We start from the raw sequence: 14624 nt of genomic DNA, 5'->3' as shown, positions 1-14624 counted from the left end.
GGGCCATTTGAAATAAATATAACGTATTCCCGAGTTCATCTTGTCAGCTTTTTTCCAATTAACAAATATTTGAAGTATGAAAGAACCATATAAGAAAGGAAGCTTCCTTTGGGAACAGATGACATGGCCCGAGATTGAGGCCTATCTTAAAACCGTAGATACTGCCATTTTACCTTGTGGCGCCATAGAGCAACACGGTCCGCATTTACCTGTTGATATTGATTATTTTGATGCAAAATATATGGCCTTTAAAGTGGCTGAGGCTTGCGAGGATCCAAAACCCTTGGTGCTGCCCACTATTCCTTTTGGGGTTTCGTACCATCATGACGATTTTAAAGGCACGTTGAGTGTAACCAATGATGCACTCTCGAAATTTGTATATGATCTGGGTATGAGCCTTGCCAAAAATGGGATTAAGAAAATCATCATTTTAAATGGGCATGGCGATAACGAACCGACATTGACTTATGCAGCTCAAATGATCAACCGAGATGCCAAGATTTTTGTTTGCGTAGATACCGGTGAGACCAGCGATGTTGATTTGTATGGTCTTATCGATACGCCTAACGATATTCATGCAGGTGAAATAGAAACGAGCACTGCCCTGGCTTTACGACCCGATTTGGTGCAAATGGATAAGGCCGTCAATGAAACGATACAGTTTGGTAGCAAATTTCTTGATTATGACAATGAACGCGGGGTAAATTGGTACGTTCAAACAAATAAAATTTCAGAGAGTGGGGTGATGGGCGACGCCACCAAGGCAAGTGCTGAAAAAGGACGAAAAATGTGGGAGCTGATGATCCATCATATGGTCAGGTTCGTCGAGTCGATAAAAAATACACCTTTGGAAGAACTTTACCAGAAGAGATATTGATGAGAATTACCAAGGTATCATATGAGCGTTTTGATATTCAATTGTCGACACCGTATACTATTGCTTATGAAACGGTATCAAAGTCGGTCAACTTCATACTTAAACTCGAATCGGAAAATCTAATTGTGGGCTATGGTTGTGCCGCACCTGATAAAGTCGTCACAGGTGAAACCGCCGATCAGGTTGAACTGGCCATTCAAAACACGATTATTCCTTTTTTGAAGGGTAAAAATCCCTTTACCTATATTAGCATCATTGAGGAGTTAAAACAGCTGTTAAAGGGATATGCCTCGACATTGGCCATGATCGATATGGCTTTGTTTGATTTGATTTCGAGAAAGGCGGATGTTCCGTTATATCAATTTTTGGGCGGTTTTCGAAGTAGTGTTCCTACGAGTGTTACTATAGGCATCTTATCAAGTAAGGAGACGCTCGAACAAGCGAAAGAGTTTGTCAGACGAGGTTTTTTTATTTTAAAGGTTAAAGGCGGGCTTAACCTCGAAGAAGATATTGGGAAAATGAGGTTGCTACGTGAAAATTTTCCTGAAATTATTCTTCGGTTCGATGGTAATCAAGGGTACTCTGTAGAAGAATCGATTTCTTTTGTTGAGGCTACGAATGAAGTTGGAATCGAAATATTCGAGCAGCCGACAAAAATCGGGGAGGAAAAAAGTCTTGGGGCAGTTACTAAAAATGTAGGTCTGCCTGTAATGGCAGATGAGAGTATAAAAACCTTGGCCGATGCATTTCGTTTGGCGCAACACCAGCGTATCGATATGGTGAATATTAAAATTATGAAAGTTGGCGGCATTGTAGAAGGGCTGCATGTAAATTCTGTAGCAAAATCGGCAAATTTAGAGGCAATGGTCGGTTGTATTGACGAGTGTCGTTTAGGAATTTCCGCCGGACTGCATTTTGCGTTGTCAAGACCGAATATTCAATTTGCCGATTTAGACGGCCATTTAGACATGTTGAACGATCCATTTAGCGACTTGTTCCATCTAAAAAAAGGAATTTTGTACCCAACCGACAGTCCTGGTTTAGGAAACATCAATTTGTGATAGGTGCGGTCATACAATGCTCCGGAATTCCGTAACCTTCGACCAATACTTCAATATGCGGGCGCAATTCAGAACATAATCGCTCTACACGTTGCCGAATTGCTTTTGATTTTGTACTTCCAATATAGCCTTGTTCGAGAAACCAAGAAGCATTTTCCTTAATTTGGTTGAGCGCATATAGGGTTCCCAGTTTTTCAAATAAGAGTCGATTCTTTTCATCGGAAATGTTTTCGGTGAATTGTACAAAGGTATGATAGGCCAATTCGTGGCTATATGCCCTGCCCAAGGCCAGTAAATGATCTTGTACCTTCAGAAATGCTTGGTACGAAGGCATTCCCTTTTTTATATAACTGCGAATACGCATGGCTAATGTATAAGTCAGTCTTCTTGTGCGATATTGAAAGGCATGTCTGTGAAACTTGGTATTGAACAAATGTTCTTTATCAATTTTGTTGGAATATACTGGGTTGATAGTCGTGAGTTTGTCACTAATTTGCGACCCCACCAATTTTAGCACTGAGGCAAATCCGGGGCTGTTGAATTCCGAATTAAAGTCTGATAAAATACCCTTGGCGGCTAGCTGTAGTAGAACGGTGTTATCTCCCTCAAAGGTGGTGAAAATGTCTACATCCCCCTTGAGGTCCGCAATTCTATTCTCAATAAGATATCCTTTGCCGCCACAGGCTTCCCTACATTCTTGAATCGTATCGTTCGCAAACCAAGTGACGATTGATTTGAGTCCGGCAACTTGTGTTTCGATTTTCCGTTTGTCGTTTGAGGTGTCGGCGGCATAAGTCTGCATAATATGATCTAGCGTGACACTATATATATAGCACTCGGCTACCTTTGGTGTCAAGCGAAGTTGATGGCTTGGATAGTCCATGATAAGGTCTTCCTGAACTTTAATGCTATCGTTGAATTGTCGCCGTCCCAATGCATATTTGACGGCAATGGTCAAGGCCATTTTGGCTCCTCCCAATCCGGCGCGGGCTACACAGATACGCCCCCCGACCAAAGTGCCTAACATGGTAAAAAAGCGTTTGTTCGCATTTTTTATTTCTGAAAAATAGGTGCCATTCGCATCAATATCACCGTATTTATTAAGTAGGTTTTCCCGAGGCACGGAAACTTGATCGAACCATATCTTGCCATTGTCTACACCATTTAGGCCCAATTTGTAACCGTTGTCTTCCACCATGATTCCAGGCAAAAGTTCGTGATTTTCATTTCGAAGAGGTACGAGAACGGCATGTACGCCCTCATTTTTGCCCTCTACGATCAACTGGGCAAAGACCGTTGCCATTTTAGCGTGAAGCGCATTGCCTATATATTCTTTATTGTCGTTTTTTCCAGGAGTATGAATAACAATTTGATCGGTTTCTTTAATGTAAGTCGCCGTTGTACGAATGCCACGTACATTCGAACCATGTCTGGTTTCTGTCATGGCAAAGCATCCGAGCAATTTGGCGGTGCCGGCATCTTGCAGATACAGGTCGTGATGTTTTTTGGTTCCTAGCTTTTGAATACTTCCTCCAAAAAGGCCCACCTGCACCCCGAATTTTATGGTGAGACTGCCATCGACATACATCAGATTTTCAAAAATATGGGCGTAGGCCGGCATATTATTAATTCCACCATAGGCTGTCGGGTAGGCCATTGCCCCATATCCCTTTTTTCCTAAAAATTGAACCTGCCGAAGAACCTTTTGCCTAAACTCTTCTTTGTTTCTTTTTATTTCCCAGGTAAAACTCGGATCTGCCAGAAACTGGCGAAAACTATCGAGGTGTTCGGCATGTTCTCCTTTTAGGATGCCATCCAATTCGGAAGCATTATAATAATGAGAGGTTTTTTCGTGCACTACCGCTACCTCGAATAGGTGATTGTAATGGTTGGGCTGTATGCCCAAATTTATTTCGATATGTTTTAGTTGGTCATTAAAAGGGCACTTTTCCAAATAACTGCACACCATTTTTTGACTAAAAGAGGAAAGGGGGAAGGTGTCACTTTCAATAAGTTTTACCCCTGAATTCGAAATAACATGTTTCCAGTTTTTCAATTCTGAATTGGCAGGCGGATGGTCTCTTTTTAACCACTCAAGCATTGTTTTTTTATCCGAATCGCTAAGTGATTCATCAGTATCGAATGCTTTTTTTACAACTTCGATTTCAGAAACGGATAAAAGGTCATCAGACCAAATCACATAGAAAAAGGGAATATATTGTAATATACCGGAGGAATATGTTGTCTTTTGCATAGGCTGAATTTACGAATTAATTGCATTTGTTTTATAAGTATATAGCACTAGTTTAAATCTTTAATCGGGCATGGAGGGGTATTGAAAAATTAGGTTTTTCTATCCAAATTTATAATAGAGGTCTATGTCTAATTTGTCTATCTTTGTTAGCCTATGAACGAGCATCTAGACCCAACCACCGGTAATTTTTCTTCTGAGGAAATAGACATCGAAAGGGCTTTAAGACCTGTTACCTTCGATGATTTTACAGGGCAGGAGCAGGTATTGGAGAACTTAAAGGTCTTTGTAGAGGCGGCCAATCAGCGTAATGAGGCATTGGATCATACGCTATTTCACGGTCCCCCGGGATTAGGTAAAACAACTTTGGCCCATATTTTAGCCAACGAATTGGGGGTCGGTATCAAAATCACCTCAGGGCCGGTATTGGACAAGCCTGGTGATTTGGCAGGTTTGCTGACTAATCTAGACGAACGTGATGTACTTTTTATTGATGAAATCCATCGATTAAGCCCTATTGTGGAAGAGTATCTCTACTCGGCCATGGAAGATTATAAAATCGATATCATGATTGAGACCGGACCCAATGCGAGATCGGTTCAAATCAATTTGCACCCATTTACTTTAATTGGTGCCACTACGCGTTCAGGCTTATTGACAGCGCCCATGCGTGCTCGATTTGGTATTCAAAGCCGATTGCAATATTACGATACCGAGTTGCTTTCTACCATTGTCGAACGTAGTGCCGATATTTTAAAAGTACCAATTACCCCCGATGCCGCTATTGAAATTGCTGGGCGGAGTAGGGGAACGCCTAGAATATGCAATGCGCTTTTAAGAAGAGTCCGTGATTTTGCTCAGATAAAAGGTAACGGCAGCATAGATATGGCCATTTCAAAATTTAGTCTTAAGGCTTTGAACGTCGATGCCCACGGTCTCGATGAAATGGATAATAAAATTTTAACTACTATAATCGATAAGTTCAAAGGTGGTCCTGTAGGGATTACGACTTTGGCTACAGCGGTCTCTGAAAGTGCGGAGACAATCGAGGAAGTATATGAACCTTTTTTGATTCAACAGGGTTTTATAATGAGAACGCCAAGAGGTCGAGAAGTTACCGAATTGGCTTATAAACATCTAGGAAGGATTAAGGGAGGGGGCCAACCAGGACTTTTTTAACCTTAGATCCAAAACCAAATGCAGCATAAAATTCCAGTAGTTTCCTTGCCTCAATTTTTACTGCATTCATTAGATATTCTTAAAAATCCATTGCCTTTTCATCATTCTAATTTTCAAAAGCATGGTGATGTCTTTCGATTAAAGATTGGGTTTAAGAATTCCGTTATTTTTTCACGTGATGCCGCGTTGGCGGAATACGTACTGCAAAAGAATTGGAAGAACTATACAAAATCATCGATACAGACTGTAGATTTGGCCAAGTATCTAGGAAAAGGATTATTGACTTCAGAAGGTGAACATTGGCGCAAGCAGCGAAAATTAATACAGCCTGCCTTTCATAAAAAACAACTTGCCAGACTATTGGCGAGTATTCAAGAGACTATAATTGATGCCTTAAATCAGGTTAATACCGGAATGTCGACCGATGTTTTTCCTATTTTCAATGATTTAGCCTTTAAGACCGTGGTTCGGTCTTTGTTTAGCAATGCCGTTAGTGATCAAGAAATTGCACAGTTGCAGCATAGCACTGAAATGAATCAAAAAATGTTGGTAAAAGAATTGCGCCAACCTTATTTGGGTTGGTACTTTAGGGCTTCTGGCAAAATAGACGAACATATTAAACTGGCTGAAACTTCGAAATCTATTCTGCTCGGTATCATTTCCCGCCGAAAAGCGTCTGGTCAACGTTACGACGACCTTTTAGATATGCTTTTAGAGGCTCGTTATGATGATGGAACTGCCATGTCGGAAGAACAATTGATCGACGAAATTCTAGTGCTTTTTGTGGCTGGTCATGAGACTACGGCCAATACCCTCAGTTTTACGGTACAACTTTTGGCGCAGCATCCAAAATGGCAAAAACAGATAATGAACGAGTTTAGAAAGGTGGGGAATGCCGACCAAGATCTAATACAAGTCGTCATGTCGTCGCCTATTGTGACTCAGGTTATTGAAGAATCAATGCGGTTATACCCACCAGCCTATTTTATGGATCGTGTGAATTTAGAGGAGGATAGTTTTAATGGATTCATTTTTGAAAAAGACTCTAGCCTACTTTTTTCCATTTATGAGATTCATAGGCATCCTGAACTTTGGGAAACGCCAGAAAAATTTATGCCCGAACGCTTTCAGTTCGATAAGGCCAGAAATTATTCATCTTTTTATTTTCCTTTTGGGGCAGGGCCAAGAAAATGTATTGGCAATAATTTTGCTATGTTCGAAATGATAATGACCGTTATACAACTCGTTAAACGTTTTGAAATCATCCCGGTGAAGGATGAAATAGAAATTAACCCCTTAATTACCTTAAAACCTAAGAATGCCTTGGTTGCATTTAAGAAAAGAAATTTAACTTAAACTAAGTGCATTTCTCTTTTCTTTTAAACCTCCTTTGAATTACTCTAATCCAAAATAATTCATCACGGCAGCATAATTGCTTACATTTACTCCCGATGACTTTAGGTTGTCGAGAACGTTCGTTGTTTTACCTGATGTTTCTGAAAGTGCATTTGAAGATTCGATGAGTACAATTCTGAACTCAATAGTGGTTGGAACGTCTTCATCTGGAATTCGGTCAGGCTCATACCCATTTATAGTTTTTGCCAACAAAAGTCGATTACTGTTAACTTGCAGGTTAATCAGTAGGCCAAATTTATCCGATGATGTAGAAACCATTGCCGTATATGGCAATAACTTTGTCATGTTCGACGCAGTTGCTCTTCCTGATTCTGTGGCATAAATAGGCATGGCATAAGCCAAAATTGCATTTCCTTCATCATAAAAATCGAATAAGTTAACCCCTCCGATGCTATCTGAGGGAATGCTATAATATCGATATTCATTATTTCCTCCAAAGTGGAAGTTTGAGGTCCAATCTGTGTTCGCAATGACCAAGTCATAATGTTTAATATTGGCATTTCCTGTATCGCCTTTAATACCTTGTTCGCCTTCAATGCCCTGAATTCCTTGTTCACCCTGTGGTCCTTGGGGGCCGATCGGTCCCACATCGCCATCTTTTGAGCATCCGGTTAGTGCCAAGGCACTACAAACAAGTAAACATATAATAATCTCTAAAATGTTTTTCATGACTTTATGGTTTGATTCTATTATTCATTTCGTGAAAATAAAATGTAATTAATTCTACTTTAGAATAAATGTGTATACAGCTGGGGAAGAAGTGTAGATGACTTGTTTTTATGTTTGTTTAGAAACATGGGTAAAATCCAAAGAAGGAATAAAAAGAGCAATTCCGAATTTTTGATGATATGTTTTAGTTGTTTTAAAGACTGGAATCTCAAATGGAATTCGTTGCCGTATAATTTTGTATTAAAGGATGCTTTTCATGAGATGACCGGGATTATGAGCGCAAATTTTTATGTAATTGTAATTTGATTTGACGGTATTAAGGGTTACAATTATGAAAAATGGTGTTATAACCAAAAAATTTGCGCTTGTTCGTTAATTTTTTGATACTGTAGGTTGATATGGAATATTTGTAGGTAGTTACTTAATTTTTGGTAAAAAAGATAGTAAATCGTACAAGAAATTGTGATACTTTTATTATGATAGGTGTCAATATGGTAAGAATGTAAAATGCACTGGGCTTTTTAGAAGAAGAAATTTCTATTCCTTGGGTGTTATATTTTTCAGATAGAGAAAAAAGAACTTAGATTTTTAATTTAATGTTATGAGAAAAATGCGTATTAGTTTATTTGGATTAATGGGAATTGTACTGTTGTCATGTAGTAAGAGTGACGACTCGACTCCACCAAAAGAAGATCCTGACCCCGTAAATCAAGCACCTGCGGCTTTTGATTTACTGACGGCACCAAATGGAGCAGCTGGGGTTGATGTGCTACCTACCCTAACTTGGGAAACGGCTACAGACCCCGATGGTGATGCGGTGAGTTATGATATTTTTCTAGATACCACTTCCGACCCTAGCACTTTGTTGTCAGGGGCAATTGGAGGCACCACTGTTACGGGAACTGAGCGGCTTCATTTTTTGACACCCTACAATTGGAAAGTGGTTGCTAGTGATACAGAGGGGGCTACCACAGCAAGTGGGGTCTTTGGTTTCACCACAAGAGGATTACGGGTTCCTGCCGCAGCAACAACAGAAGCTGCTGCTTTTTCGCCCAAGATAGCACTCTCATCAGTGGCATTTGGAGACAAGCTTTGGGTAATTGGCGGAAGAGATGCAGCAGGATTTCAAGAAGAGGTCTGGTCAACGAGTGATGGTGCCGATTGGACCTTGGTTACCGAAGAACCAGGTTTTCTTGGTAGAGCGAGCCATACCACGGCGGTCTTTCAAGACAAGGTATGGGTAATGGGTGGTACCTCGATTCGTGAAGTACCTCCGACATCTGAAAATCCATCTGGAGACGAACAATATTATATGAATGATGTATGGTCAAGTGCCAATGGGGTTGATTGGGATGAACTTACCCCAGAGGCTGCTTTTGCGAAACGCGATGGATTGACCGCTGCAGTTTTAGGTGATCGACTATTCATCATGGGCGGTTATGATGGTACCTATATGAACGATGTTTGGTCTACAACCGATGGAGTACTATGGGAGCAAACCACGGCATCTGCTGGGTTTACGGCAAGATCAGGTCACTCCACCGTCGTTTTCGACGATAAAATTTGGATAATAGGTGGTTGGGACGGTACCCAAAGATTGAATGATGTTTGGTATAGTACTGACGGTGTGACTTGGACAGAAGCCACTGGGGCAGCTCAATTTTCTGCACGTGTAAACCCAACGACGGCCGTATTCGATGACAAGCTCTGGGTTATCGGTGGATATGCCCCTTCAGGCGCCATGAACGACATCTGGTACAGTACAGATGGTGTTACTTGGGAACAAACTTCGGGAGATGAAACTTTTCCGGTAAGAGGCGACCATACAACAGCCGTATATGATGATAAGATATGGGTGATAGGAGGAAATGATGGAAGCCTAAATCAAAAGTATAACGATGTTTGGGCCTTGGATTAAAAAAAGAAGTGGTTAGCCTGGTTGTCAAGCCGATGAACCAATAAGATATGCGGTCGAAGTTGTTTGAAAAAGCACACTTCGGCCGTTTTTATTTATTTAATTTTTGAATCTTGAGGTGAAAGAATTCCCAATGTGCCCTATTAAGGTAGGTCATTTGTAAAAGCCTGGATAAGATTAGTACCTTCGCCATTTAAATAAAAGAGGCCAGATTGGAATGTTAGAAAAACCAGAATATACGGAAGCCATAAAAGGCGAGGCAAAACGTCTTGGTTTTTTGTCCTGCGGTATTTCAAAGGCCGAATTTTTGGAAGAGGAAGCACCGAGATTAGAGAAATGGCTGAAAAATAATATGCACGGCGAAATGGGGTACATGGCCAACCATTTTGATAAACGTTTGGATCCTACCAAATTGGTTGAAGGGTCAAAATCGGTTATTTCGTTATTACTGAATTATTATCCCGAAGAAACACAGCATCAAGACAGTTATAAGTTATCGAAATATGCTTACGGCAATGATTATCATCATGTTATTAAATCTAAATTAAAACTTTTACAAGAGTTTATTTCAGAAGAGATCGGGGCAGTTAACGGCCGTGCCTTTGTTGATTCGGCTCCAGTTTTAGATAAGGCATGGGCGGCTAAAAGTGGTTTGGGCTGGATCGGGAAACACAGTAATCTGCTTACACAACAAGTTGGTTCTTTTTACTTCATAGCAGAACTTATTGTTGATCTTGAACTTGAATACGATTCGCCCGTCACCGATCATTGCGGTACCTGTACGGCCTGTATCGATGCCTGCCCGACGCAGGCTATTGTTGAACCTTATGTGGTTGATGGCAGTAAATGTATTTCATACTTTACTATTGAGTTGAAAAATGAGATTCCTAATGAGTTTCAGGGAAAGTTTGATGAATGGATGTTCGGTTGCGATGTTTGTCAAGATGTTTGTCCGTGGAACCGTTTTTCGAAACCGCATAACGAGCCCTTGTTCAATCCACATCCTGAATTGTTGTCGATGACCAAAAAAGACTGGCAGGAAATTACTGAAGATGTTTTTAAAAAAGTATTTCAAAAGTCGGCTGTAAAAAGAACTAAGTTCACGGGCCTACAGCGAAATATTAAATTTTTGAAGTGATAATCGGCTGTTCATACTGTGTAGATGCTTTAGGTTTGTCGTCAAAGGCGCTTACAGTTTGTAATTCATTTTTATTTGATTCTCAATCTTTCAAGCATTAAAAATACTATATTGAATAGAATTTTTTTTGACTGAACAAGTATAGCCATGAAAATACGGAAGCCCGGGTTGAGTTTTTGGCAAATATGGAACATGAATGTTGGTTTTTTTGGAATCCAATTCAGCTTCGGGCTCCAACAGACTGCCATAAACCCCATATTTTCATTCCTTGGCGCACATCACGAAGAACTTCCTTTGCTCAATCTCGCTGGTCCGGTTACGGGCTTATTGGTCCAACCCATAATCGGGGCGATTTCAGATAAGACTTGGTCACCGCGATGGGGTCGTCGCAAACCTTTTTTCTTGATTGGCGCTATAGTAGCGAGCTTATGTCTCTTTGCATTCCCCTTTAGTTCACATTTGTGGTTTGCCGTTGGGCTTCTTTGGATTTTAGATGCGGCCAATAATACGGCAATGGAACCGTATAGAGCTTTCGTAGGGGATAAATTGCCGGACAATCAACTGACATACGGCTTTCAAATGCAAAGTTTGTTCGTAGGTGCCGGTATTACTCTTGCGAACTTTTCATTGTTTCTGTTTCAAGATTGGTTCAGTGTTTCTTCCGGGAGCGGTAGTCTTTGTACAACGACTACCGAGATGGTATCTGCTATTCCAACCTGGGTTTATTACAGTTTCTTTTTAGGTGCGGTGGCTTCTATGGGAACCATTTTATGGTCTGTAATTAAAACACCTGAGATTCCACCTTCCGAAGCAGAACTTGCCCAAATCAGAAATGAAGACAAGGAGAAGTCATTTATACAGAGAATTTTCGGTCCTGTTTTAGAGATCGTACGTGCTATAGGTAATATGCCCAAACTGCTGTGGCGCCTCTCCGCCGTTTATTTTTTTCAATGGTATGCCTTGTTTGTATACTGGCAATTCATAACCCCTATGCTCAGAACCGGACTTTTCGGCATTAACAGTATAGATATTGAAAGATTCGAATCGATAATGGCGGCTTGCAATTCGGGTGGTGTAATTGGAACAGGTGATTTGTCTTTTGCGAAAAATATACAATCACTATCTGAACAGGCGTTGGCTCAAACCGGATTGATGAACGGTACTTATAATTTGGTGACCATGGTGGTAGCTTTGGCATTGGTGCCCCTGGCTAGAAAATACAGTTCGAAACTGGTGTATGTGCTCAGTTTAATGCTGACAGGAGTGGCGATGTTAAGCATGCCTTATATTTCGGATCAATATGTATTGCTTTTGCCCATGATTTTGTTCGGTATCGGGTGGGCGGCCATGATGGGGATTCCGTATGCCATGGTTTCGAAAGTGATTCCCGAAGAGAAGCGTGGTGTTTATATGGGCATCGTGAACATGATGATTGTGATACCCATGCTGATTCAGACAGTTTCCTTCGGATTTATTATCAAAAACGTTCTTGACAACGATGCGATAAACGCAATTCTTTTTGGAGGTGTATTTTTCATTATTGCCGCTATTCTTGCTATACGCCTAAAAATTCCCGAAGATGCATAAGTAACCCCATTGAGGGGTATCTTAATAAAAATGATAGGGCTACTCCCTCATCTAAAAGTGGGGCAAAAAGTGGGAGCTCTGAACTTAAACGTCATTTCAATAACTTTCAACGACTTTTATCCGAAGAATACTATTAAATTTGTTTTCCAAAGTCGAACTATATGAGCAAACAGAAACAACGGCGTGAAGCATTGGTCTACCATGCCAAACCCCAACCTGGAAAGATAAAGATTGTACCGACAAAGCCATACGCCACACAGCGTGATTTGGCCTTGGCTTATTCGCCCGGGGTTGCGGAACCGTGTTTGGAGATAGCAAAGAATAAGGATAATGTATATAAATATACTTCAAAAGGCAATATTGTCGCCATTATATCAAACGGTACAGCCGTATTGGGATTAGGTGATATTGGACCCGAGGCAGGAAAACCTGTTATGGAGGGAAAGGCTTTGCTTTTTAAGATTTTTGCGGATATAGATGGAATTGATATCGAAGTGGATACCAAAGACGTGGACAAATTTGTAGAAACGGTCAAAATGATAGCCCCGACCTTTGGAGGTATCAATCTTGAAGATATAAAAGCACCTGAAGCCTTTGAAATTGAAAGGCGCTTAAAGGAGGAGCTTGATATTCCGGTCATGCACGACGATCAGCATGGTACGGCAATTATTTCTGCGGCTGCTTTGTTGAATGCTCTGGAAATTGCTGAAAAGAAAATTGGCGAAGTGAAAATTGTGGTGAGTGGTGCTGGTGCCGCGGCAGTTTCATGTACCAAGCTATATAAGGCTTTTGGAGCAAAGGCAGAGAATATCGTAATGTTGGATAGTAAGGGGGTAATTCGAAAAGATGCCGAAAATTTGGCCCCTTCGAAAATGGAGTTTGCCACCGATAGAAAAATTAACACCTTGGTGGAGGCTATGATTGATGCCGATGTTTTCATAGGCTTATCGATAAAAGATATTGTATCGCCTGAAATGTTGCTTTCGATGGCCAAAGACCCTATCGTTTTTGCCATGGCGAACCCTGATCCTGAAATTAAATACGAATTGGCCGTTTCGACTCGAAAGGATGTTATTATGGCTACAGGACGTTCAGATCATCCTAACCAAGTAAATAATGTTTTAGGTTTTCCTTTTATATTCAGGGGCGCTTTGGATGTCAGGGCGTCGGCAATTAATGAAGAAATGAAGATGGCGGCGGTAAAAGCTTTGGCTGCTTTAGCCAAAGAACCCGTTCCAGAACAAGTAAATATTGCATATGGTGAAACTAGGCTGACTTTTGGTAGGGAATATATAATTCCCAAGCCTTTCGACCAACGATTGATATCTGAAATTCCGCCAGCGGTAGCAAAAGCTGCAATTGATAGTGGAGTTGCCAGAATTCCTATTGAAGATTGGGGCAAATATCGCGAAGAGCTATTACAGCGCTCGGGAGACGATAACAAGGTGATGCGGCTACTGATGAATAGGGCGAAAACCGACCCTAAAAAAATCGTTTATGCCGAAGCAGACCATTTAGATGTCTTAAAGGCTGCTCAGATAGCCTATGAAGAGGGTATCGCAATACCGATTCTTTTGGGCAAACGTGAAATCATTGAGGAACTAATGGGAGAATTGGAGTTCGATGCGGATATTGACATTATTGATCCCAACGCCCTAGAATCGAATGAGCGGAGAGACAGGTATGCTACCAAATATTGGGAAAACAGACGAAGAAGTGGCTCTACCTTGTACAATGCGAAATCTAAGATGCGTGAACGTAATTATTTCGGTGCGATGATGGTACTTGAAGGGGATGCCGATGGTATGATTTCGGGCTATTCGAGAGCATATCCTAGGGTGGTAAAACCAATATTTGAGGTTATAGGGCGCGCGACAGACGTAACCAAGGCCGCTACCGTTCATATCATGATTACACGAAGAGGGCCTTTGTTCTTGGCCGATACTTCTATAAATATTGATCCTACGGCTGAAGAAATAGCAGAAATTGCCCGAATGACCGCCAATGTTGCGGCTACTTTTGGTTTCGACCCCGTAATGGCTTTATTGTCTTACGCGAACTTTGGATCTTCTAGCCACCCACATGCGACGAAGGTAAGAAAGGCGATTAAAATCTTGCATGAGGAGAACCCTGAATTGGTAGTCGACGGAGAAATTCAAACCGATTTTGCCTTGAATAAAGAATTGCACCAAAGCCAGTTCCCGTTTTCTAAATTGGTAGGAAAAAAAGTGAACACTTTGATTTTTCCTAATCTCGAATCGGCAAACATTACTTACAAACTGCTAAAAGAACTTAATGAGGCCGCATCAATCGGTCCGATTATGGTAGGCTTACGAAGGTCTGTTCATATTCTGCAGTTGGGTGCAAGCGTTGATGAAATGGTAAATATGACGGCAATAGCCGTTATCGATGCGCAAGAGCGACAGAAACGAAAGAAAGCAAAAATAGAAAGTAATTAATTTGACTATTGCCATTGAAGAATTCAAATTTGAACCTGATAAGCGAAATCAATTGGAACTTGACGTGTGATA

General features: G+C 41.0%; 10 protein-coding genes. 8 read left to right on the top strand and 2 right to left on the bottom strand.

Features of this window, described 5'->3' with window-relative positions; genetic code table 11:
* Positions 1 to 76 precede the first annotated feature (76 nt).
* Together AACZ88_RS16255 and AACZ88_RS16250 are read left to right on the top strand one after the other, a co-directional pair.
* Positions 77 to 877, top strand: coding sequence for a creatininase family protein (locus AACZ88_RS16255; RefSeq protein ID WP_339712313.1), 801 nt, complete (start codon positions 77 to 79; stop codon positions 875 to 877).
* On the top strand, positions 877 to 1938 hold the full coding sequence (locus tag AACZ88_RS16250) for a dipeptide epimerase (protein WP_339712311.1): 1062 nt from the start codon (positions 877 to 879) through the stop codon (positions 1936 to 1938). Before AACZ88_RS16255 ends, AACZ88_RS16250 begins: the two co-directional genes overlap by 1 nt.
* Here the strand turns inward: AACZ88_RS16250 and AACZ88_RS16245 are convergent.
* Positions 1928 to 4192, bottom strand: coding sequence for an acyl-CoA dehydrogenase (locus tag AACZ88_RS16245; protein ID WP_339712308.1), 2265 nt, complete (start codon positions 4190 to 4192; stop codon positions 1928 to 1930). The genes AACZ88_RS16250 and AACZ88_RS16245 overlap by 11 nt on opposite strands.
* Positions 4193 to 4345: 153 nt before the next feature.
* Here AACZ88_RS16245 and ruvB point away from each other — a divergent pair, with 153 nt between their 5' ends.
* Positions 4346 to 5368, top strand: coding sequence for a Holliday junction branch migration DNA helicase RuvB (gene ruvB, locus AACZ88_RS16240; protein WP_339712305.1), 1023 nt, complete (start codon positions 4346 to 4348; stop codon positions 5366 to 5368).
* A gap of 18 nt (positions 5369 to 5386) precedes the next feature.
* Complete coding sequence (locus AACZ88_RS16235) at positions 5387 to 6724, top strand: cytochrome P450 (protein ID WP_339712302.1); 1338 nt, start codon at positions 5387 to 5389, stop codon at positions 6722 to 6724.
* Between the two features lie 39 nt (positions 6725 to 6763).
* Here AACZ88_RS16235 and AACZ88_RS16230 read toward each other — a convergent pair whose 3' ends face one another.
* Entirely contained in the window at positions 6764 to 7453 is a 690-nt protein-coding gene (locus AACZ88_RS16230) for a hypothetical protein (protein WP_339712300.1), read from the bottom strand.
* Positions 7454 to 8054: 601 nt separating this feature from the next.
* Between AACZ88_RS16230 and AACZ88_RS16225 the strand changes: the two genes are divergently transcribed.
* The 4 genes from AACZ88_RS16225 to AACZ88_RS16210 all read left to right on the top strand — a co-directional run bounded on the left by AACZ88_RS16225 (position 8055) and on the right by AACZ88_RS16210 (position 14552).
* Positions 8055 to 9371, top strand: a complete 1317-nt coding sequence (locus tag AACZ88_RS16225; protein ID WP_339712297.1) for a kelch repeat-containing protein — start codon at positions 8055 to 8057, stop codon at positions 9369 to 9371.
* 214 nt (positions 9372 to 9585) lie between these two features.
* On the top strand, positions 9586 to 10506 hold the full coding sequence (gene queG, locus AACZ88_RS16220; RefSeq protein WP_339712294.1) for a tRNA epoxyqueuosine(34) reductase QueG: 921 nt from the start codon (positions 9586 to 9588) through the stop codon (positions 10504 to 10506).
* Between the two features lie 147 nt (positions 10507 to 10653).
* A complete protein-coding gene (locus tag AACZ88_RS16215; RefSeq protein ID WP_339712291.1) occupies positions 10654 to 12093 on the top strand; it encodes an MFS transporter in 1440 nt (479 codons plus the stop codon).
* A 161-nt stretch (positions 12094 to 12254) separates the two neighbouring features.
* On the top strand, positions 12255 to 14552 hold the full coding sequence (locus AACZ88_RS16210) for an NADP-dependent malic enzyme (RefSeq protein WP_339712289.1): 2298 nt from the start codon (positions 12255 to 12257) through the stop codon (positions 14550 to 14552).
* Positions 14553 to 14624: the final 72 nt, after the last annotated feature.

The organism is uncultured Kriegella sp., assembly GCF_963975415.1.
GTDB lineage: Bacteria > Bacteroidota > Bacteroidia > Flavobacteriales > Flavobacteriaceae > Kriegella.
The sequence above is the reverse complement of the archived record's forward strand: the minus strand, read 5'-3'. Positions and strand labels throughout refer to the sequence as shown.